Origin of the sequence: Acidovorax temperans (genome assembly GCF_028596105.1) — a bacterium.
Lineage (GTDB): Bacteria > Pseudomonadota > Gammaproteobacteria > Burkholderiales > Burkholderiaceae_C > Acidovorax > Acidovorax temperans.
The window spans coordinates 2,929,960-2,950,747 of sequence record NZ_CP117193.1; the positions used below are offsets into that span (position 1 = coordinate 2,929,960).

Annotated in this window: 15 protein-coding genes; 6 read left to right on the forward strand and 9 right to left on the reverse strand. The window is 65.0% G+C overall.

Annotation, left to right across the window (positions count from 1 at the left end):
* Positions 1 to 18 precede the first annotated feature (18 nt).
* The 4 genes from PQV96_RS13765 to PQV96_RS13780 form a co-directional block, all read right to left on the reverse strand.
* Complete coding sequence (locus PQV96_RS13765; RefSeq protein WP_207374548.1) at positions 19 to 939, reverse strand: ABC transporter permease; 921 nt, start codon at positions 937 to 939, stop codon at positions 19 to 21.
* A complete protein-coding gene (locus tag PQV96_RS13770) occupies positions 939 to 2,009 on the reverse strand; it encodes an ABC transporter permease (protein WP_207374549.1) in 1,071 nt (356 codons plus the stop codon). The genes PQV96_RS13765 and PQV96_RS13770 overlap by 1 nt, the downstream gene beginning before the upstream one ends.
* Positions 2,002 to 3,597: an ABC transporter ATP-binding protein gene (locus PQV96_RS13775; RefSeq protein ID WP_207374550.1), complete on the reverse strand. Its 1,596-nt coding sequence runs from the start codon at positions 3,595 to 3,597 to the stop codon at positions 2,002 to 2,004. Before PQV96_RS13775 ends, PQV96_RS13770 begins: the two co-directional genes overlap by 8 nt.
* Before the next feature lie 90 nt (positions 3,598 to 3,687).
* Complete coding sequence (locus PQV96_RS13780) at positions 3,688 to 4,620, reverse strand: LysR family transcriptional regulator (RefSeq protein WP_207374551.1); 933 nt, start codon at positions 4,618 to 4,620, stop codon at positions 3,688 to 3,690.
* A 99-nt stretch (positions 4,621 to 4,719) separates the two neighbouring features.
* On the opposite strand from PQV96_RS13780, the gene xdhA reads away from it, so the two are divergent.
* Positions 4,720 to 6,243, forward strand: coding sequence for a xanthine dehydrogenase small subunit (xdhA, locus tag PQV96_RS13785; protein ID WP_273623205.1), 1,524 nt, complete (start codon positions 4,720 to 4,722; stop codon positions 6,241 to 6,243).
* 59 nt (positions 6,244 to 6,302) lie between these two features.
* Positions 6,303 to 8,591, forward strand: coding sequence for a xanthine dehydrogenase molybdopterin binding subunit (xdhB, locus tag PQV96_RS13790; RefSeq protein WP_273625260.1), 2,289 nt, complete (start codon positions 6,303 to 6,305; stop codon positions 8,589 to 8,591).
* A gap of 20 nt (positions 8,592 to 8,611) precedes the next feature.
* Here xdhB and PQV96_RS13795 read toward each other — a convergent pair whose 3' ends face one another.
* Entirely contained in the window at positions 8,612 to 10,720 is a 2,109-nt protein-coding gene (locus PQV96_RS13795) for a sensor domain-containing diguanylate cyclase (protein WP_273623206.1), read from the reverse strand.
* A 370-nt stretch (positions 10,721 to 11,090) separates the two neighbouring features.
* Positions 11,091 to 11,714, reverse strand: coding sequence for a Crp/Fnr family transcriptional regulator (locus tag PQV96_RS13800; protein ID WP_273623207.1), 624 nt, complete (start codon positions 11,712 to 11,714; stop codon positions 11,091 to 11,093).
* Positions 11,715 to 12,084: 370 nt separating this feature from the next.
* On the opposite strand from PQV96_RS13800, the gene PQV96_RS13805 reads away from it, so the two are divergent.
* Positions 12,085 to 13,122: a porin gene (locus tag PQV96_RS13805; RefSeq protein ID WP_273623208.1), complete on the forward strand. Its 1,038-nt coding sequence runs from the start codon at positions 12,085 to 12,087 to the stop codon at positions 13,120 to 13,122.
* Between the two features lie 309 nt (positions 13,123 to 13,431).
* Positions 13,432 to 15,279: a phosphodiesterase gene (locus PQV96_RS13810; protein WP_273623209.1), complete on the forward strand. Its 1,848-nt coding sequence runs from the start codon at positions 13,432 to 13,434 to the stop codon at positions 15,277 to 15,279.
* Positions 15,280 to 15,306: 27 nt separating this feature from the next.
* Here PQV96_RS13810 and PQV96_RS13815 read toward each other — a convergent pair whose 3' ends face one another.
* Together PQV96_RS13815 and xdhC are read right to left on the reverse strand one after the other, a co-directional pair.
* Positions 15,307 to 16,533, reverse strand: coding sequence for a urate hydroxylase PuuD (locus tag PQV96_RS13815; protein ID WP_273623210.1), 1,227 nt, complete (start codon positions 16,531 to 16,533; stop codon positions 15,307 to 15,309).
* Positions 16,534 to 16,751: 218 nt separating this feature from the next.
* Positions 16,752 to 17,558 (reverse strand): xanthine dehydrogenase accessory protein XdhC, encoded by an 807-nt coding sequence (gene xdhC / locus PQV96_RS13820; RefSeq protein WP_273623211.1) that lies wholly within the window; start codon positions 17,556 to 17,558, stop codon positions 16,752 to 16,754.
* A gap of 152 nt (positions 17,559 to 17,710) precedes the next feature.
* Between xdhC and PQV96_RS13825 the strand changes: the two genes are divergently transcribed.
* On the forward strand, positions 17,711 to 18,178 hold the full coding sequence (locus PQV96_RS13825; protein ID WP_207374573.1) for a hypothetical protein: 468 nt from the start codon (positions 17,711 to 17,713) through the stop codon (positions 18,176 to 18,178).
* 137 nt (positions 18,179 to 18,315) lie between these two features.
* On the opposite strand, the gene uraH is transcribed toward PQV96_RS13825, so the two are convergent.
* A complete protein-coding gene (uraH, locus tag PQV96_RS13830; RefSeq protein WP_273623212.1) occupies positions 18,316 to 18,666 on the reverse strand; it encodes a hydroxyisourate hydrolase in 351 nt (116 codons plus the stop codon).
* A gap of 210 nt (positions 18,667 to 18,876) precedes the next feature.
* Between uraH and ggt the strand changes: the two genes are divergently transcribed.
* A complete protein-coding gene (ggt, locus tag PQV96_RS13835) occupies positions 18,877 to 20,667 on the forward strand; it encodes a gamma-glutamyltransferase (protein ID WP_273623213.1) in 1,791 nt (596 codons plus the stop codon).
* Positions 20,668 to 20,788 lie beyond the last annotated feature (121 nt).

Consider the following 20,788-nt stretch of genomic DNA (forward strand, 5'->3'; position numbering starts at 1 on the left):
AAAAACGAAAAACAGCCATTATGAGCCGGGGTAAAACGGCTTGCCGAGAGATGCGGGCATGTTCACACGAATCCAGGTGGGGTTGCGCGAGATCAGGGCCAGCACCACGATGGTGGCCAGGTAGGGCAGCATGCTCAGCAATTGGCTGGCCACCTGCACGCCCGTGGCCTGCAAATGGAACTGCAGCATCGTCACCCCACCAAACAGATACGCACCAAGCAATACCCGTGCCGGGCGCCAGGTGGCAAAAGTGGTGAGCGCCAGCGCAATCCAGCCGCGCCCTGCCACCATGCCCTCCACCCACAGCGGGGTGTAAACGGTAGAGATGTAAGCCCCGGCCAGCCCGCACAGTGCGCCGCCCGCCACCACAGCCAGCAGCCGGATGCGGCGCACGGGGTAGCCCAGCGCGTGGGCAGACTCGGGCGACTCGCCCACCGAGCGCAGCACCAAACCGGCGCGCGACCGATACAGGAACCACACCAGCGCCAGCACCAGAAGCATGGTGAGGTACACCAGCGCGTGCTGCTGGAACAGCGCAGGCCCTACCAGCGGAAGATCTCCCAGCACGGGAATGGCGTACTTGGGCAGCTCAGGCAACTTGGCCTGCACGTAGCTGATGCCCGCAAACGCCGAGAAGCCGACGCCAAACAGGCTCAGCGCCAGCCCCGTGGCGTACTGGTTGGTGTTGAGCCAGATGACCAGCACACCGAAGATGGCCGCCAGCAATGCCCCCGCGGCCATGCCTGCCGCAAAGCCCAGCCAGGTGTTGCCCGTGTGCACCACGGTGGCAAAACCTGCGATGGCGGCGCAGAGCATCATGCCCTCAGCCCCCAAGTTGACGATGCCCGCTTTTTCGTTGATGAGCAGGCCCAGGGCCGCAATGGCCAGCACGGTGCCCGCACTCAGCGTGGCGCCGATAAGGAGTGCATACGATTCCATCACTTGCCTCCCTTCGAGGCCACCCAGCGGATGCGGTAGGCAATCAATGTGTCGCAGGCCAGCAGCGTGAACAGCAGCAGCCCCTGGAATACGCCCGTGAGCGATTTGGGCAGCCCCAGGCGCGACTGCGCCAGTTCACCGCCGATGTAGAACATGCTCATAAGGATGGCCGAGAGGATCATGCCCACGGGGTGCAAACGCCCCACAAAGGCCACGATGATGGCCGCGAAGCCGTAGCCCGCAGGCACATAGGGCGTGAGCTGGCCGATGGGCCCAGCCACCTCCAGCGCACCCGCTAGGCCCGCTGCGCCGCCCGAGATCAGCAGCGCTGTCCACAGCGCGCGGCGCGATGAAAAGCCTGCATAGCGCGCCGCTGCCGGGGCCAGCCCGCCCACCTGCTGGGCAAAGCCCGCCCGGGTGCGAAACAGAAACACCCACAGCGCCGCCGCCCCAGCGAGCGCCAGCAGCAACCCGATGGACACGCGCGAGCCCTGCATCAGTCGGGGAATCTGCGTGACCTTCTCGAACGTCTTGGTCTGCGGAAAGTTGTAGCCCATGGGGTCCTTCCACGGGCCATAGACGAGGTAGCCCAGCACCAGCGTAGCCACATAGACCAGCATCAGGCTGACCAGGATTTCATTGGCGTTGAACTTGTCGCGCAGCAGCGCCGTGAGCCCCGCCCAGGCCATGCCGCCCAGCACCCCGGCCAGCAAGATGGCGGGCACGATCCACGGCCCGGTGGTCTTATCCGCCAGCAGCGCCACGCCGCCCGCCACCACTGCGCCGATCACAAACTGCCCCTCGGCGCCAATGTTCCACACATTGGAGCGAAAGCACACGGCCAGCCCCAGCGCAATGAGCAGCAGCGGCGTGGCCTTGACCATGAGCTCGCCCAAGGCGTACTGCGACTTGATCGGCTCCCAGAAGAACACCTGCAAGCCCCGCACCGGGTCTTTGCCCAGTGCCATGAACAGGGCGATACCGATGAGCACCGTCACGGCCAACGCGAGCAGCGGCGAGCCGTAAGTCCACAGGCGAGAAGCCTGGGGGCGCGGTTCCAGCTTAAACATGCTGAGCCCCCTTCTCTGTAGCCTGCTGCGCAGACTGCGCCAGATGGGCTTGCACATCGGCATGCCACAGGCCGCTCATCCACTCGCCAATGCGCTCCACCGTGGCCTCAGCACGCGGCACGGAGGGAGACAAATGCCCCTTGGCCACCACATGCAGCCGGTCGCAGATTTCAAACAATTCGTCCAGCTCCTCACTCACCACCAGCACGGCGCAGCCCGCATCGCGCAGCGCCAGAATCGAGCCGCGAATCTGCGCAGCCGCACCCACGTCCACCCCCCAGGTGGGCTGCGAGACGATGAGCAATTGGGGATTGGCGTCGATCTCGCGCCCCACGATGAACTTTTGCAGGTTGCCGCCCGACAGCGACTTGGCCGCGGCATGGGGGCCACCGGCCTTCACATTGAAGCGCCGGATGATGTCCTCAGCGTGCTTTTCCAACGCCCCGACCTTGATCCAGCCGCTGCCGCTGACCGAGTCAGTGCGCGTGAGCAGCAGGTTATGCGCCAAGCCCATGGTGGGCACGGCGCCACGGCCCAGCCGCTCCTCGGGCACAAAGTGCAGGCCCAAAGCACGGCGCTGGGCAGGCCCCATGCGCCCCGCGTTCTGGCCTGCGACCTGGACGCTGGCCGCATCGGCCCGCTGGTCTTCGCCAGACAGTGCGTACAGCAGCTCCTTCTGCCCATTGCCCGACACCCCGGCAATGCCCACCACTTCGCCCGCCTTGACCTCAAACTCCACGTCAATCAAGTCCACGCCAAACTGGTCCGCGCGCGGCAACGACAGGTTTTGCACCCGCAGCACCGTAGCACCGGCTTGCGCCGGGCGGTGCTCCAGCGCAGGCGGCTCGGCGCCAATCATCAGGCGCGACAGGGAGGCGTTGGTTTCTTCCGCAGGGTTACACACCCCGGTGACCTTGCCGCCCCGCAGCACGGTGCAAGCAGTGCACAGCGCGCGAATTTCGTGCAGCTTGTGGCTGATGTAGAGAATGCTGCAGCCCTCGGACGCCAACTGGCGCAGCACCACAAACAGCTTTTCGACCGCCTGGGGCGTGAGCACCGAAGTGGGCTCGTCCAGGATCAGCAGCTTGGGGTTGGTGAGCAGGGCGCGGATGATTTCCACGCGCTGCATCTCGCCCACGCTCAAGGTGTGTACAGGGCGCAGGGGGTCGATGTCGAGGCCGTATTCGGCGGCCTTGGCGGTGATGCGGCTGGTCACTTCGGCCAGCGTTTGGCTCTTGTCCAGGCCCAGCCATACGTTTTCGGCCACCGTGAGGGTGTCGAACAGGCTGAAATGCTGGAACACCATGGCAATGCCCAAGGCGCGTGCCTCTTGCGGGTTGCGCACCTGCACGGCCTGGCCGTTGAAGTGCACGCTGCCTTCGTCGGGCTTGACCGAGCCATAGATGATTTTCATCAGCGTGGACTTGCCCGCGCCGTTTTCGCCCAGCACGGCGTGGATCTCGCCGGGCTGCACCGTCAGCGACACACCGCTGTTGGCCACCACGGCCGGGTAGCGCTTGGTGATGCCCGCCAGCTGCAGCCGTGGCGGCGCCGCACCAGGCGCTGAAGGAATGGGGGGAGAACTCATGCGGAGATTGTCTCTCAGAATTACAACTTGTTATCTCGGGGCGTGTAGGGGCAAATCTTGCCTTGCGGCTTTGTCAGCATGCGCAAGCAGCTATTCTTTTCGTAGCGACGCGGCGACGGACTTGACCGTATCACGCAGCCAGATGGCCGCAGCCGAGTGGTGGGTGCGCGCATGCCACAGCTGGTAATACATCAATCTTGGAAACGCCACCGGGCTGGGCAGGATGGCCAACGGCAGCTGCGCTGTGAACCGTTCGCAAAACTGGCGCCCGGTGGTCAACACCAGCAAGCTGGAAGCCACGATGTGCGGAATGGCGCTGAAATGCGCACAGCGCGCGGTGATGTTGCGCGAAAGGCCCAGGCTGTCCAGGTGCGCATCGATCACACCACGCGCCCCAGGGTGGGTGGGCGTGGGGGCAATGTGCTCCGCCGCCAGCCAGTCGGCCTCGGTCCAGCCCCGGCGCACGGCAGGATGGTCCTTGTTCACCAGGCACACCACCTCGTCACCAAACAGACGGCCCATGTGCAGGTCATCCGGCGGCTGGGGCCAGTTGCCAATCACCACATCCACATCGCCCTGGGCCAGGTGGGCGTGGTAATGCGCATCAGCCGACAGGGGCAGGATTTCAATCGGGCACAGGGGGGCGTGTGACTTGATGCGGGCCACCAGCTGGGGCAAGAAGAGCGGGTCCAGATAGTCGCTGGCCGCCACACGGAAGGTTCGGGTGGCCGTGCGCGGGTCAAACCCCCGTGCGTCAGAAAACAGTGCCTCGGCCGAGCGCAGGATCAGCGCGGCGGGCTCCACCATGCGCAGGGCAGCGTCGGTGGGCATCATGCTGGCGCCCGATCGGACCAGCAACGGGTCGCCCGCCAGGTCGCGCAGGCGCTTGAGCGCGGCCGACACCGCCGGCTGGTGCATGCCCAGACGGACGGCGGCCCTCGATACGCTGCGTTCAGTAAGCACGGTGTGCAAGACCCTTATGAGATGGAGGTCTATCTTGTCGAAAAGGGCTTGGTCTCTCATAGCGGTAGGGGCATGGCTGTCATAAGCTTGCGCGTATGCCGATGGTGGCGCTGCGTTCTACCCTCTGCGGGGCTTTCAAAGATCAAAGAAGCGTTTGTCATGACCACAAGACCCTTGCAATTCCTGCGCCGAGGCCAGCCCGTGGCGCTGGGCAATGTACCACCCGACCGCACCTTGCTGGAGGTGCTGCGCGAGGACCTGGGCTGCACCGGCACCAAGGAAGGCTGCGGCGAGGGCGACTGCGGTGCCTGCACCGTGGTGCTGGGCGAGGCCGATGGGCACGGCAAGGTGCGCTACAGCGCCGTCAACAGCTGCATCCGCCTGGCCCATTCGATTGACGGCATGGCGCTGTGGACGGCGGAAGACCTGGCCGAAGACCCGCTGATCCAGCCTGTCGCTTCCTCGGCGCAGCCTACGGACAAGAGCGCACTGCATCCGGTACAAGAAGCCATGGTGCAGTGCCACGGCTCCCAATGCGGCTTCTGCACCCCCGGCTTTGTGATGAGCCTGTTTGGCATGTACCAAAACCGGGTGTGCCAGGGCCGCAGCATCTCGCGCGCCCAGGCCGCGAAGGACTTGTCGGGCAACCTGTGCCGCTGCACGGGCTACCGACCCATTCTGGACGCCGCGCAGCAGATGGCCCAGCTGCCCCCCATGGCCGTGAACGAAGCGGAATTGCTACAAAAACTAGAGCTGCTTGCGCTTACCCCACAAGCGCCAGAGGCCAATTTGGCTTACATCACCCCCACCACCCAGGCCGAACTGCTGGCCGCCCGCGCTGCCCACCCCCAGGCGCAAGTGGTGGCTGGCGCCACCGATGTGGGCCTGTGGGTGACCAAGCAACACCGCCAGTTTGCCCAGGTGCTGGACGTGACCCGCGCCGCCGAGCTGCGCCGCATCGACGACACCCCTAAGCACATCGCCATCGGCGCCGCCGCGACGCTGACCGAGGCGTTTGCCCGGCTCACCGCCCAGTGGCCCAGCCTCGCCGAGTTTGCCCACCGCTTTGCGGGTCTGCCCGTGCGCAACTCGGGCACGCTGGGGGGCAATGTGGCCAACGGCTCGCCCATTGGCGACTCCATGCCGCTGCTGATCGCACTGCGTGCCCAGGTGGTGCTGGCCAGCCAGGCGCGCGGCGAGCGAGCGCTGCCGCTGGAAGCCCTGTACACCGGCTACCGCCAGAACGTGATGGCGCCCGACGAATTGCTGGTACGCATCGTCGTGCCCAAACCCGCCTCCTCCGAACAGCTCAGGGCCTACAAAATTTCCAAGCGCTTTGACGACGACATCTCTGCGGTTTGCCTGGTGCTCAACGTCGACATCGCAGACGGCACGGTGCAGCGCGCCAGCATCGGCGCGGGGGGCGTGGCGGCCACCCCGGTGCGTGCACAACAAACCGAAGCCGCACTGCAAGGCCAACCCTGGACCGAGGCCACCGTGCAGCAAGCCATGCGCGTGCTGCAGGCCGAGTTCAGCCCCATCTCGGACATGCGCGCCAGTGGCGACTACCGCCGCACGGTGCTGGGCAATCTGCTGCAACGCTTTTGGCTGGAAAGCCAGGGCGGCGGCGCCCCGGCCAGCATCGCGCAACTGCAGGCGACCCACTTGGAGAGCGCATTGTGAAACCTTCCACCGACCATACCGTGCCAGACACCGCCCTGCCCGCCCCCGCACGCGCTGCCATGGGGCAATCGCACTTCCACGAGAGCGCCCGCGCCCAGGTGGCGGGTGCCGCGCACTACATCGACGACCTGCCGGAGGTGAAGGGCACGCTGTACGCCGCGCCCATCCTCTCCACTGTGGCCCATGGCACGCTCAACGGTGTGGATGCCAGCGCCGCCCTGGCCCTGCCCGGTGTGCGCGGCGTGGTGCTGGCGCAGGATGTGCCCGGCGACAAGCTGCTGGCTGCCTTTGCACACGACGAGCCCGTGTTTGCACACACCACCGTGCAGCACATCGGCCAGGTCATTGGGCTGGTGGTGGCCGACTCGGTGATGCAGGCGCGCCGCGCCGTGCGCGCCGTCAAGCTCGACATCACGCCCCTGCCCGCTGTGCTGACGGTGCAAGACGCAATGCAGGCACAAAGCTATGTGCTCCCCCCCGTGTTTGTGCGCCGGGGTGATGCGGCCACAGGCCTCGCGCAATCGGCACACCGCCTGCAAGGCGCGTTCGAGGTGGGCGGACAAGAGCACTTTTACCTGGAGGGCCAGATCGCCTACGCCCTGCCGCTGGAGCAAAAACAGTGGTGGATCTACTCCAGCACCCAGCACCCCGGTGAGGTGCAGCACTGGGTAGCCCACGCGCTGGGCATTGATAACCATGCGGTCAAGGTGGAGTGCCGCCGCCTGGGCGGGGGCTTTGGCGGCAAGGAAACGCAGGCCGGACACCTGGCCGTGTGGGCCGCTGTGGCGGCTAACAAGCTGGGCCGCCCCGTCAAGCTGCGACTGGACCGGGACGAAGACTTCATGGTCACCGGCAAGCGCCACCCGTTTGCGTACGAGTACGACGTGGGCTTTGACGACACCGGCCGCATCACGGGCCTGAAGCTGCAAATGGCTGCCAACTGCGGCTTCAGCGCCGACCTGTCCGGCCCCGTGGCCGACCGCGCGGTGTTCCATGCCGACAACGCGTATTACCTGAGCGATGTAGAGATTGCCTCGTACCGCTGCAAGACAAACACCCAGAGCCACACAGCGTTTCGCGGCTTTGGTGGGCCGCAGGGTGTCATCGTCATCGAGGCCATCCTGGGCGACATCGCGCGCGCACTGGGCCGCGATGCACAAGACGTGCGCCTGGCCAACCTGTACGGGCGCGATGCCAGCGAGGGCCGCAACGTCACCCACTACCAGATGGCGGTGGAAGACAACATCCTGCACGAGTTGCTGCCGCAGCTGGAGCAGACCGCCCGCTACCGCCAGCGCCAGGCCGAGATTGCTGCGTGGAACGCACAAAGCCCGGTGCTCAAGCGCGGCATCGCCATCACCCCGGTCAAGTTCGGCATCAGCTTTACGGCCACGCTGTTCAACCAGGCAGGCGCGCTGGTGCATGTGTACACCGATGGCAGCGTGCAGGTGAACCACGGCGGCACCGAAATGGGCCAGGGCCTGCACACCAAGGTGGCGCAGATCGTGGCCGATGAGCTGGGTGTGCCGCTGCACCGCGTGCTGGTGACGGCAAGCGACACCAGCAAGGTGCCCAACGCCAGCGCCACCGCCGCCAGCAGCGGCACCGACTTGAACGGCCGCGCCGCCCAGTACGCCGCGCGCAATGTGCGCGACAACCTGGCATCCTTCGTGTGCGGGCTGGACGGCTGCGGCGCCGGGGCCATCCGTTTTGTGGGCGGGCAGGTCATCTCGCCAAAAACCGTGCGCAGCTTTGACGCCGTGGTGAAAGAGGCGTACGCCAACCGCATCCAGCTGTGGAGCGACGGTTTTTATCGCACGCCCAAAATCCACTACGACAAGGCCACCCTTACCGGCCGGCCTTTCTACTACTTCAGCTACGGCGCAGCCTGTTCTGAGGTAGTGATCGACACGCTGACGGGCGAGAGCCGCGTGCTGAAGGTGGACATCCTGCACGACGTGGGCCATAGCATCAACCCGGCCATCGACGTGGGGCAGATCGAAGGCGGCTTTGTGCAGGGCATGGGCTGGCTCACCACCGAGCAACTGGTGTGGAACGACAAGGGCTACCTATCGACCCACGCCCCCAGCACCTACAAAATTCCAGCCACGGGCGACATTCCCGAGCACTTCAAGGTGGATCTGTGGCCCGAGGCCAACCGCGAGGACAACGTGGGCGGCAGCAAGGCGGTGGGCGAGCCGCCCTTCATGCTGGCCATCAGCGTGTATGAGGCGCTGCGCAATGCCATCGCCGCGGGGCGCAGTGGCGAACTGTCAGCAAAGCCGGTGGTGTTGACGGCCCCTGCCACGGCCGAGAACGTACTGAGGGCACTGGGGCGCTTGAGTTGACGCAGTTCTCTGATGGCGAGTCAGGCCGGGCCCAGCGCCACGCGCCCTGACGCAGACGCTTCGCGGGCGCGACCAGTCTGTACCCGGTTGCGCCCCGCCCGCTTGGCGTCGTAGCACGCCATGTCGGCCGCGTACAAGACGGAAGCCACGTCTTGCATGGACGCTTCCAGAGCCACCAGACCAATACTCATGCTGAGGGTGAAACTGCTGCCTTGGTACGACGGGGCCCAGGCCTGCACCGCCTGGCGCAGTTGCTCTGCCACCGCCTGGCCTCGCGCCAAAGCGCAACCTGGCAGCACCACGGCAAATTCGTCGCCACCCACGCGGGCAGCCCAGCCCAGCTGTCGCACTTGGGATTCCAGCAGCCGCGCCACGTGGCGCAGCGCATCGTCGCCCGCGTCATGCCCCGCCAGGTCATTCACCACGGTGAAATGGTCCAGGTCCATGAACAACACCACGCCATCGCCTGCAGCCGCAGCATGCGGCGCCGCACCGTTATCGCGCAAACGGGTAGCGCGCTCCGCCAGCAGGGCTCCCAGACGCTCGTCAAACGCCGCACGGTTGAACAGCTGGGTCAGCGCATCGTGCTCGGTCTCCCAAGCCTTTTGCTGCTGCGCCTCCCGGGCCGCGGTGATGTCTTCCAGAATCCACACCGTGCCGCCGTCGATGGACCCAGCCCCCACGCCCCGCCCCTGTACGCGCGCCCACACGTGGCTGCCGTCCTTGCGCATGAAGCACACGTCGCCATCAAACGCGCCGTGCACCGCAAACTCGGCCTGCACCCTGGCGCCAGCGCGGGCATATTCCTCTGAAGAGGCGTAGATGGTGCGCGCGGGCTTGCCTTGCAGTTCGGCAGGGGTATAGCCCAGCATCAGGCAGGTTTGCCGTCCCACCACCTCCAGCACGCCGTGGCGCGTAATGACGATCCCGACCGAGGCGTGGTCCAGAATCGCCTGAAACTGGCTACCCAGCGTGGACTGTTGCTCCGCATGCTGGCTGCCCTGGCGCGCCAGCCGCTCCAGCGCCTGGACCAGGTCACCCACTTCGCCCCGCACCCGGGGCCACTGCACGGGTCCCTGGGTGTCGACCTGCAGCAGTTGCTGTGCAGCCAGCCGCAGCCGGGCCAGGGGTTGGGCCATCCACCCCAGCAGCAGCACCAGCAGCAGCACCAGCAGCACGGCGCCTGCGCCCAGTGCACCTGCCACGGTCCACCATGCATCGCGTTGCGCACCCGCCAGTGGCGCCAGCAAAGCGCGCGAGTAACTGACCCGGGCAACCACCCACTGGGGCAGCGGCATGCCCGCCATGCTGACGATGTGGTCGGGCATTACCTGCGTGATGCCCCGGCCCACCAGCGGCTGGGCTTGCTGCAGCCACTGTGCGTACACCGCTGACAACCCCGCCTCGTCCCGCACATTGCCCAGCACCCGGGTGGGGTCGGAATGCGACAGGATGGTTCCGTCCCGCGAGAACACCACCAGCCGCGAATCGTCTCTTTCAGGTAATGCCATGGAAGGCGGCAGCAGGCTTTGCGATTGCAGCTTGAGGGCACCGCCCACAGCCCCCAGCACGGAGCCATCTTCCCGGTGCATGGGCATGGTGAAAGTCACCCGGGCGTCGCCTGTTCCGCCGGCCACCAGCTCCGATACCTGGGGCTTTCCATCGGCCAGGGTGCGCCGCAGCACATCGCGTTCGGCTGGCTCCAGTGAGGCTGCGGCCACAGGCCGGCCCCCGCGCAGGTTCAGCAGCATGGCACCGTCGCTGCCCACCACCTGCACCGCATCAAAAAAACCCAGGGCGGGCAGCGCAAGGTACTGCCGCTGGTCGTCAAAAAAACTGGAATCCTGCATGCGCGGCGTGACGCCCGCAGCCATGGTGCGCAACACCTTCTGGCTCTGCTCCATCTTGCTGGCCAGCAGGCGCGCAATCACTTCGACCTCGTCGGTCTGCTGTGCCACCACACGGCGCATCGCCTCTTGGCCCGACACCTGGGACACATGCCACGCGGCGCCAACCCCCGCCAGCACCATGGCGCACACTGCCACCAAAATCATGCGCAGCACCCAAGGCCCGGGCATGTGCCAGGACGGAGCTTCGGAAGGCTGTGCAGGGGCGAGGCGTGGGGTCATGGTGCGCCCGCAGAGATAAGCAACAGCACTCTGCCGCAACCGCGCGCCGACGCGCCAGCCACCCCACTTGCACAAGGCGTGGCGCGCATGACATGGGTTGAGAAGTGAGGTGGCAGGCTGGGCATAAAGGCTGGTGATAGCAGCAAGGCTTCCAGCAAATATACGCAGTGCATCCAGGGCCACGCTTGGGTGGAACCCTCATCAAATCACACGGAGAAACCCTTAGGGCAACCAGGCTTTGCAGGGCCCCAACGCAGGGCACACACAGAGGCTGGCCGTAGCGCACACACAGCCGCCAGCCAATGGCAAACGCGCTGAAAACCAGCGCGTTCAATCCTCAAGATTCAGCGATTCAGGGGCTGCGCTGTCGTCAGCTACCTGCCATGGTTTGCAGCGCCAGGGGCTGCGGCAGGTTCAGCACATTGCCTGTACCGTGGATGAGCCCCATCTCGCGCAGATGGCGAAGGACGCGCGAGAAGGTTTCCGGGGCGATGCCCAGCTGCGCCGCAATCAGGCGCTTGCGCTGGTGCAGCGTGACGCGCATGGTGCCGGACGCATCCTGCTGGGCATGGTTCAGCAACCACTGGGCACAGCGTGTTTCCGCGTCGTGGGCCAGACGGCTCACCGCCAGTTCAGACTGCTGGCGATAGCCCGACGCCATGTCGAGCAGCAGGCCACGTGCCCCTTCGGGCATGGCGGCCAAGCTTTGGCGAAACTCCGCAATCGGCACCCGGCGCAACTGCACACGCGTTTCAGCCACCATGTCTACCGGCAAGGGCAGGCCAAGCAGCGCCGATGCAGCGTCGAGCCAGAACGGGCCTTCCACCGCACCCAACTGGTGCCGCAGGTAGCCTTCTTCATAAAAGCCGCGCAGCACCCTCCCGCTTTCCAGGTGCAGCACAGAGGTGAGCACCTCATTGCGCCTGCGCAGCACTTCGCCGGCGGCAAACACTTCCGTCTGGATGGGCAAGGAAAATAAGTTGGATGGCAGCATGCGATTGAATGTGCCGCCGCAGGCCGCAGAAGGCTTTGAGCAAGATCAAAAGCCGCGCGGAACCCACCCCGATTAGCTCAAAGCCAGCAGCCATGCCCCTTGGGTGGACGCACAGCCCGTGCTCAATTCGGTGCATTCAGCGCATTACGCCCTCTTACGGTGCCGACCCCTGCGGCCAAAAGTGACAATATGCAACCGCCGGGATGCAAAGCCAGGGCACAAAACTTGCTGAGCCTTCTGGTATGCAGGCGAAGTGCGCCACCAAGCGGCCATCGGCAGCGCCACAGCGGCCGATAGCGCAATGGAGCAACTCCCGCGGCATTCTTTGTTTTTTTCCTTGTTTACAACCCTTCCCAACCCAGGAGAACCTATGAAAAAAAACCTGTTGGCACTGTCCCTTTCGGTGGGCGGTGTGCTGCTGTGCGCTGGCGGCGCCCATGCCCAAAGCTCGGTTGAAGTGTCCGGTCTGGTCGATGTGTTTGCCGGCTCCATCAAAAACTCCGGCGATGCAGGCCGCAAGTCGGTGGTCGACAGCGGGGGCCTCACCACATCCTGGTTTGGCTTCAAGGGCACCGAAGACCTGGGCGGCGGCCTCAAGGCCAACTTCCAGCTGACCTCGTTCATCAAGGTGGACACTGGCAGCCAGGGCCGCTTCGCCAACGACACCTTCTTCTCGCGCGACGCCAACGTCAGCCTCTCGGGCAGCTTTGGCTCGGTGATGCTGGGCCGCTGGATGGCCCCCAACTTCCTGCCTTCCGTGGTGGGCAACCCGCTGGGCGACTCGTTCACCTTTTCGCCCCTGATCCTGCACATGAACGTGCCTTTGTTCAACGGCACAGGCTGGGGCGCCACCACGCCGTCTGACACGGGCTGGAGCAACCAGCTGGTGTACAGCACACCCAACATCGGCGGCTTCAAGGCCAACTTGCAGTACCAGTTTGGCGAGCAGGCCGGCAACAACGGCAAGAAGAACGTGGGTGCCAATTTCTTCTACTTTGGCGGCCCGCTGACGCTGACCGGTTTCTATGAACGCGACCAGATCAGCAACCCCGGCGCAGGCAGCTACCTTGGCACCACCAAGAAGGACTGGATGCTGTTGGGCGCCTACGACTTCGGCGTGGTGAAGCCCTTTGTGAGCTATGGCCAGGCCAAGGCCGACAACAACCCGAACAAGGCCAAGACCGTGCAACTGGGCGCCTCGGTGCCCGTGGGCCCCGCGGGCAAGGTGCTGGTCGAATGGGTGAAGACCGACCTGTCGCAAACCAATGTGAACCGCAAGACCTACACCGTGGGTTACGACCACTTCCTGTCCAAGCGCACCGACGTGTACGCCATGTTCATGGGCGACAAGATCACCAACCAAACCTCTGGCACCAGCTTTGGCGTGGGCATTCGCCACCGTTTCTAAAGCAGCTTGCGGTGGGCGGGCAGCGCGCTGCGGCTGCTCGTCTGCTCCATCACGATTTGCCAGGGGGCCTGTTTCAGGCCCCTTTTTCTTGGGCGGTTGTGCGCCGAGGCAGTCTGTAAACACACAAGACAAATTGGCATCTTGCGCTTAATAACAAAGCGCAATCAGCTATACATTTAATAGCAAACCAAGAACTACAGCGCCCACCGCAGCCTGGAGAAGGCTCCTCACCCCTCTTTTGCCACTTGTAACTACCGTGTCACAAGCCGCCGCTATCGTCAGCCCCTGCTCAGGGATTCAACACAAGCGATGCAAAACACACAGTGCAGCCGACGGGAAGCGATGGTGGCGCAACTGTCGCCCGCTGCACGCCATGGCACAGGCCCGCTGGCGGGCTTGATGCGCGATGGCGCGCTGCATTGCGTTTTTCAGCCCCTTGCCGATCTGCGCGAGGGCAGCGTCTATGCCCATGAGGCACTGATCCGAGGCCCCCAGGGCGGCCCCTGGCACGCACCCGACGCCCTGCTGGCGCAGGCCCGCACCGAGGGCGTGCTGCAGGATTTCGAACTGTTCTGCGTTTTCACCGCGCTGGAACAATGGAGCGCCCAGGCCACGCCAGGGCGCCTGTTCGTGAACATCAGCGCTGACGCTCTGGTCCACGGCGTGGGCATGGTGGGCATGGCCAAGCTGGGCGAAGCGGTGCGCAGCTGCGGCCTCAATGCGCGGATGCTGGTGCTGGAAATTACCGAGCACGAGCGCGTGACCAACATGCCCCTGCTGCGCGAAGCCATTGACGCGGTGCACGCCTGCGGCGCCCGCATGGCGCTGGACGACTTTGGCGATGGCCGGTCCAGCCTGCGCCTGTGGTCCGAGGTGAAGCCCGACTTCGTGAAGATCGACAAGTACTTCATCCGCGAGATCAGCGACCGCCCCGAAAACCTGCAGATGCTGCAAGCCATCAAAGGCATTGCCGATGTGTTTGGCACCACGCTGGTCGCCGAAGGCATCGAAACCCAGGACGACCTGCGCGCCCTGCGGGACCTGGACATACCCTACGGCCAGGGCTGGCTGCTGGGGCGGCCCGCAGCCATGGCGCGTGAAACCATCGAGGGTCCGGCCCTGGATGTGCTGCACGACCGCCGGGTGGCCGTGCTGCCGCACCTGGGGCAAACCGCACGCCCCAGCATCTTGCGCAGCCTGCGCGTGGTGCAGGCCCCGCCCGTCACCCCCACCACGACCAATGACGCGGTGGCCGCGATGTTCCACGAACGCACCGAACTGCACGCCCTGGCTGTGGTGGACGGCACGCAGCCCGTGGCCCTCATCAACCGCCAGCAGTTCATGAACCACTACGCCACGCTGTACTTCCGCGAGGTGCACGGGCGCAAGCCCTGTCTGGCGTTTGCCAACACTGCGCCGCGCGTGGTGGAGCAAGACTGCGATGTGGAGCAGCTCATGGGCATCCTCACATCGCAAGACCAGCGCTACCTGAGCGACGGCTACATCGTGACGGACAACGGCCGCTACATCGGCCTGGGCACGGGCGACCAACTGGTGCGCGCCGTGACCGAAACGCGCATCGAAGCGGCCCGCCACGCCAACCCGCTCACGTTCTTGCCGGGCAACATCCCCATCAGCCTGCACATGCAGCGGCTGCTGGACAACGGCACCGAGTTCGTGGCCTGCTACGCCGACCTGAACCACTTCAAGCCCTTCAACGACCACTACGGCTACTGGCGCGGCGACCAGATGATCCGGCTGGTGGCGCGCCTGGCCACCATGCACTGCGATGCGCGGCGCGACTTTGTGGGCCATGTGGGTGGGGACGATTTCATGCTCATCTTCCAGAGCAGCAACTGGCGCCAGCGCTGCAAGAACATCATCCAGGACTTTGGACGCGAAGCGCTGGCCCTGTTTGACGAATCAGCCCGGCGGTCTGGCGGCATCCACTCTGAAGACCGGCACGGCGTGCGCAGGTTCTTCCCGTGCACCACCCTGGCGGTGGGTGCGGTTCACGTCACGCCAGGGCGCTTTCGCCACGCGGAAGAAGTGGCCAACGTGGCCGCCACCGCCAAGCACGAAGCCAAGCAAACCGCCACCGGCCTGGTGCTGCACACCGGAATGCCCGCCGCAGACCTGAACATGCTGGTGGCGTGAGCGCGGCCAGCATCTGAAAAACACCCGTCAAGGCACCAGCGCCCCGGCCTCAAACCAGCGGCCAATCAGCGCGCGTTCAGCATCGGTAATCTGCGTGGCATTGTTCATGGGCATCAGCTTTTGCACCACCACCTGCTGGTAGATGGCCTGGGCGTTTTGCCGAACCAGGGCCGGCTCGTCCAGCCGCAGGTTCTTCATCTGCACCTGCGCGCCGTGGCAGGTGTAGCAGCGCTGCTCCAGCACACCCCGCACCATAGCAAAATCAGCCTTTGCATCATTTTGGCCTGCAGCGCTTGTAGCGCTTGCGCTGCCAGCTACTGAAACAGGAGCAGGCCGCATCCACACCATGGCCCCCACGATGACGGCCACGCCCACCAGCGCGTAGGGCAGCGGGTTGCCATTGCGGCCCAGCTTGTAGCCGTGGCGCATCACGAAAAACTGGCGAATGGCGGCACCCGCAAACATCATCAGGATGAGCACCAGCCAGTTTTGCGGGTGGTTCCAGGTAAAGCTGTAGTGGTTGCTGAGCATGGCAAACAGCACCGGCAGCGTGAAGTACGTGTTGTGCACGCTGCGCTGCTTGCCGCGCTTGCCGTGGATGGGGTCCACTGGCTGCCCCGCCTTGATTTGCGCCACCACCGTTCGTTGGCCGGGGATGATCCAGAAGAACACATTGGCGCTCATGGCCGTGGCAATCATCGCGCCCACCAGCAGGAAGGCCGCGCGCCCTGCAAACCAATGGCAGGCCAGCCACGAGGCCACGCACACCAGCACGAAGACGAGTGCACCCACGATGGCGTCGCCGTTCTTGCGCTGGCCAAAGATGCGGCAGATGGCGTCGTACAGCAGCCAGAACACCACGAAGAAGGCGAGCGCCACGATGATGGCGGTGGCGGGCGCCCAGTCCATCTTCGATTTATCAATGAGGTAGGTGCTGGCGCTGTAGAGGTACGACACCGTGAACAGCGCAAAGCCACTGAGCCAGGTGCTGTAGCTTTCCCAAAAGAACCAGTGCAGATGCCCCGGAAGCTTGGGTGGCGACACGGCGAACTTGACCGGGTGGTAGAACCCGCCGCCGTGCACGGCCCACAGCTCACCGCTCACGCCCTGCTTTTTGAGGTCTTCGTCTTCGGGTGGCGTGAGGCTGCTGTCCAAAAAGACGAAGTAGAACGACGAGCCAATCCAGGCAATGGCGGTAATGACGTGGACCCAGCGCAACAGCAGGTTGGCCCAGTCGAGAACATAGCTTTCCATATCTCAACCTCGGCAGCGCGCGGCGCTGCAAACCTGCTCACCACTGCGGGCGCTCTGAGCAGAACACACAGGTCGCGCACCTTGGCTGGCTGACCTCTCCATACAAGAAGGGCCAGCGGGCCGGGGCACCGCTGCGACCAAAACTTACTGACAACACCCGAAGGTGCATGCACGAATTGTTCCAGATTCCGTGCGTTTCAAATCACTGGCGCAGGTTCTTACGGCGTCAGGGTCTGCAGCAATTGCGCAGCCACCGCCACGGCAATCACTTCGGGCTGCTTGCCGTGGATGCCGGGAACGCCAATCGGGCAAGTCACTTGTGCCAGCTCGGCCGGGCTAAAGCCACGCTCGGCCAGCCGGTGCGAGAAAGTGGCCCACTTGGTCTTGCTGCCAATCAGGCCGATGAAGGGCAAATCCTGCTGCTGCCGCTGGCGACGCAGGCACGCGGCCACCACGTCCAGGTCTTCAGCGTGGCTGAAGCTCATGATGAGCACGCGCGAGCCCGCTGGCAGCGTGGGCACGGCCAGGTGCACGGGCTCGGAATGCTCGCAGACCACGCCCTCGGGCGGATGGGACGGGAAGATGCCGTCGCGGCTGTCGATCCACGTCAGCGCAAAAGGCAGCGGCGCCAGCACTCGCGCCAGGGCGTGGCCCACATGGCCGCCGCCAAACAGGGCCACGGGCGTGCGCGGGCCTTGCAGGCGGGTGGGCAGGCTGGCGGCATCGGCCGGGCCCAGCGGCTCAAACTGCAGGTGCACCACGCCGCCGCAGCACTGGCCCAGGGCGGGGCCCAGGGCATAGCGCACCTGCGGCTCGCCAGGCTCGCCCGCCAGGCGGCGGCGCGCATCGGCCATGGCCTGGTGCTCCAGGTGGCCACCGCCAATGGTGCCGATCACGCGGTCGGCCAGCACCGCCATCCAGGCCCCGGGTTCCCTTGGGGCCGAGCCTTCGGTAGACTTCACGCTCACCAGCCACGCGGTTGCGCCCTTGTTCAGCGCGGCCACCAGCAAACCTACATCCGTCACATCGGCCCTTTCACCTTGAAGGCTGCGCGCGGCGTTACCGCACGCAGCCATTGCGTTTCGAGTTGCCTGACTCTCCCACCAGCATGCCATCCATTCCACCCCAGCGCGCCACGCGCGCCCAAGGCAACCGTACCAGTTGGTTGCGCTGGCTGCTGGCCAGCGCCATGGCCGCCCTGGCAGCCTGTAAGTCGCCTCCGCCCCAGGCCCCTACGGCACAAGACAGCAAAATGCCCAGCCGGGACACCGCGGCCGGCCCTGCCGCGATGCCTGCACCCAAGGCATCTGCCGCAGCCACCCCGCGCGACTACCGCAAGGACGCTGCCAGCCATCTGTACAGCCACAACCAGCAGCGCATTTACAAGGGCAAGCTGCCGCCCATGCTGTACGCCATTGGCGTGCTGGAAGTGGACATTGACCGCCAGGGCCGCGTAACCCGCCTGCACTGGACCCGCGCCCCCCGCCACGCGCCCGAGGTGGTGGCCGAGATTGAACGCACCGTGCGCGCTGCCGCCCCCTACCCCACGCCCAGCCGCCTGGGCAAGGTGACGTATACCGACACCTGGCTGTGGGACAAGAGCGGCAATTTCCAGCTCGACACCCTGACCGAAGGCCAGCTCTGACCCATCTGCCGCTATGAAAGCAGGAGCTGCCAGCGCTTTCATCGCCTGCCTTGCAAGGTCAAAAGATACTGAAAGGCGCACTCAAAAAGCGCAAGCAGCTATCGAATAAATAGCGCTTGCTTGCATTGCCCCCGGGCTCAAGACCCCCGGTAGGTCGAATAGCTCCAGGGGCTGACCAGCAGCGGCACGTGGTAGTGCTGGTCGGCATGGGCAATGCCAAAGTCCAGGCTCACCTGGTTCAAGAAATTCGGCTCGGGCAGCGCAACGCCCCGGGCTTTGAAGTAGCCTGCCACATCAAACGTCAGCCGGTACGTACCCGCGCGCAGGCTGGCGTTGTCAAACAGGGGCGCATCGGTGCGGCCGTCGTGGTTCAGCACCAGTGACTTGACGAGCGTGGCCTGCTCACTCTGGGTGGCGTACAGGCGCACCGCCATGCCCGCAGCGGGGCAGCCGTGCATGATGTCTAAAACGTGGGTGCTCAGGCCCATAGGTATCTCCGTATCTCCGCGAGGTGGTTGGCAGGCATCCAAAGTGGTGCAGCGGCCGCCGTGCGCTGACGGCAAAGTGTATACAGTTTCTGTACATCCGCAGCCGGTGCTGAAGCCAGTTTCGTGCCACGGCCCCTGGCGGCCCACACCCCGCCAAAGCCCCGCAGACAACCTACACTTGTGCCACCCATTCTTTAAGGCGGCAAACCCATGAACATCCGGCAAACCCTGCTGTCCGCCAGCCTTGCGCTGGCCCTGGCCAGCCTTGCGGCCTGCAGTGCGACCCCGCCGCAAGCGTCCACCGCGCCTGCTGCAGTGCAACAGACATCCGCTGCCGCAGCCGCAGCCGCCAGCGCAGCGTATGACTTCGACATGGACGTGTTCCACCCCGTGGTGGCCAACAACGGCATGGTGGCCACTGAGCAAGAGCTGGCCTCGCGCATCGGGCTCGATATTCTGAAAGCCGGTGGCAACGCGGTGGACGCCGCCGTGGGCATTGGCTTTGCGCTGGCCGTGGCCCTGCCCAACGCAGGCAACCTTGGCGGTGGCGGCTTCATGATGGTGCACGACGCCAAGACGGGCAAATCCGTGGCGCTGGACTTCCGCGAAGTGGCCCCGATCAAGGCCACACGCAACATGTACCTGGACGACAAGGGCAATGTCATCAACGGCAAGTCGCTCTACACCCACTACGCCGTGGGCGTGCCGGGCACCGTGGCCGGCATGGAGCATGCCCTGAAGAAATGGGGCACCATGCCGCTGGACAAGGTGATTGCCCCCTCCATCGCGCTGGCAGAAAAGGGCTTCCCTGTGAGCGAAACCCTGGCCAAGATCCTGCGCCAAGAGCAAAAGAACATGGGCAAGTGGCCCGCCACCACCGAGATCTTCTGGAAGAACGGCGAGCCCCTCAAGCGCGGCGACCTGCTGGTGCAAAAAGACCTGGGCCAATCCATGCGCCTGATCGCGCAGCAAGGTGCCAAGGCCTTCTATGAAGGCGCCATCGCCCAGAAGATTGCCGCCGAAATGGCCCCGCACGCCGGCGCCGTGACACTGCAAGACCTGCGCGAATACAAGGTGGCCGAGCGCGAACCTGTGCGCGGCACCTACCGTGGCCATGAGGTGGTGACCATGCCCCCACCCTCTTCCGGCGGCACGAACCTGGTGCAGATTTTGAACATGCTGGAGCAGTGGCCCCTGGCACAGTGGGGCCAGAACAGTGCGCAAACGCTGCACCACATGGCTGAAAGCAGCAAGCTGGCCTATGCCGACCGCTCTGAATACCTGGGTGACCCCGACTTTGTGAAGATCCCACTCAAGGGCCTGACCTCCAAGCGCTACGCCGAATCGCTGGCCAAGACCATCGACCCCAACCGCGCTCGTCCTGCCAAAGAGATCAAGCCCGGCCAACCCCAGCCGTATGAAAGCGACCAGACCACCCACTACTCGGTGGTGGACAAGGCGGGCAACGCCGTGGCCGTGACCTACACGCTGAACACCAACTTTGGCAGCGGCATCGTCGCCAAAGGCACCGGCATCTTGCTGAACAACGAGATGGACGACTTTGCCGCCAAGCCCGGCGTGGCCAACGCCTACGGCCTGGTCGGCGGCGACGCCAACGCCGTGGCCGCCAAGAAGCGCCCCTTGTCTTCCATGACGCCCACCCTGGTGCTCAAGGACGGCAAGCCCACCCTGGTGACCGGCAGCCCCGGCGGCGCCCGCATCATCACCACAGTGCTGCAAACCGTGGTGAACACGATTGACTTTGGCAACAACCCCGCCGAAGCCGCCGCAGCCCCCCGCGTGCACCACCAGTGGACGCCCGACGAACTGCGCGTGGAAAAGGGCCTCTCGCCCGACACGCTGGCCCTGCTCAAGCAACGCGGCCACAACATCGCAGTGAAGCCATCGATGGGCCGCACGCAGACCATCCAGATCCGCAACGGGATGCTGTATGGCTACTCTGATCCACGCAACCCCGATGGGCAGACGCTGGGGTACTGAAAACTGCCAAAGCACCAGCGCTGACAGGCGGCTGGTGCCAACGCAGAAAAGGGGCCGCACATTCTGCGGCCCCTTTTTTTATGGACTGGGCCTTGTGCAGAGGGGTGCCTCACAGCTTGCA

Coding starts and splice junctions, on each gene's coding strand:
- PQV96_RS13765 (WP_207374548.1), bottom strand. CDS start 939: ATGGAATCGTATGCACTCCTTATCGGCGCCACGCTGAGTGCGGGCACC.
- PQV96_RS13770 (WP_207374549.1), bottom strand. CDS start 2,009: ATGTTTAAGCTGGAACCGCGCCCCCAGGCTTCTCGCCTGTGGACTTAC.
- PQV96_RS13775 (WP_207374550.1), bottom strand. CDS start 3,597: ATGAGTTCTCCCCCCATTCCTTCAGCGCCTGGTGCGGCGCCGCCACGG.
- PQV96_RS13780 (WP_207374551.1), bottom strand. CDS start 4,620: ATGAGAGACCAAGCCCTTTTCGACAAGATAGACCTCCATCTCATAAGG.
- xdhA (WP_273623205.1), top strand. CDS start 4,720: ATGACCACAAGACCCTTGCAATTCCTGCGCCGAGGCCAGCCCGTGGCG.
- xdhB (WP_273625260.1), top strand. CDS start 6,303: ATGGGGCAATCGCACTTCCACGAGAGCGCCCGCGCCCAGGTGGCGGGT.
- PQV96_RS13795 (WP_273623206.1), bottom strand. CDS start 10,720: ATGACCCCACGCCTCGCCCCTGCACAGCCTTCCGAAGCTCCGTCCTGG.
- PQV96_RS13800 (WP_273623207.1), bottom strand. CDS start 11,714: ATGCTGCCATCCAACTTATTTTCCTTGCCCATCCAGACGGAAGTGTTT.
- PQV96_RS13805 (WP_273623208.1), top strand. CDS start 12,085: ATGAAAAAAAACCTGTTGGCACTGTCCCTTTCGGTGGGCGGTGTGCTG.
- PQV96_RS13810 (WP_273623209.1), top strand. CDS start 13,432: ATGCAAAACACACAGTGCAGCCGACGGGAAGCGATGGTGGCGCAACTG.
- PQV96_RS13815 (WP_273623210.1), bottom strand. CDS start 16,533: ATGGAAAGCTATGTTCTCGACTGGGCCAACCTGCTGTTGCGCTGGGTC.
- uraH (WP_273623212.1), bottom strand. CDS start 18,666: ATGGGCCTGAGCACCCACGTTTTAGACATCATGCACGGCTGCCCCGCT.
- ggt (WP_273623213.1), top strand. CDS start 18,877: ATGAACATCCGGCAAACCCTGCTGTCCGCCAGCCTTGCGCTGGCCCTG.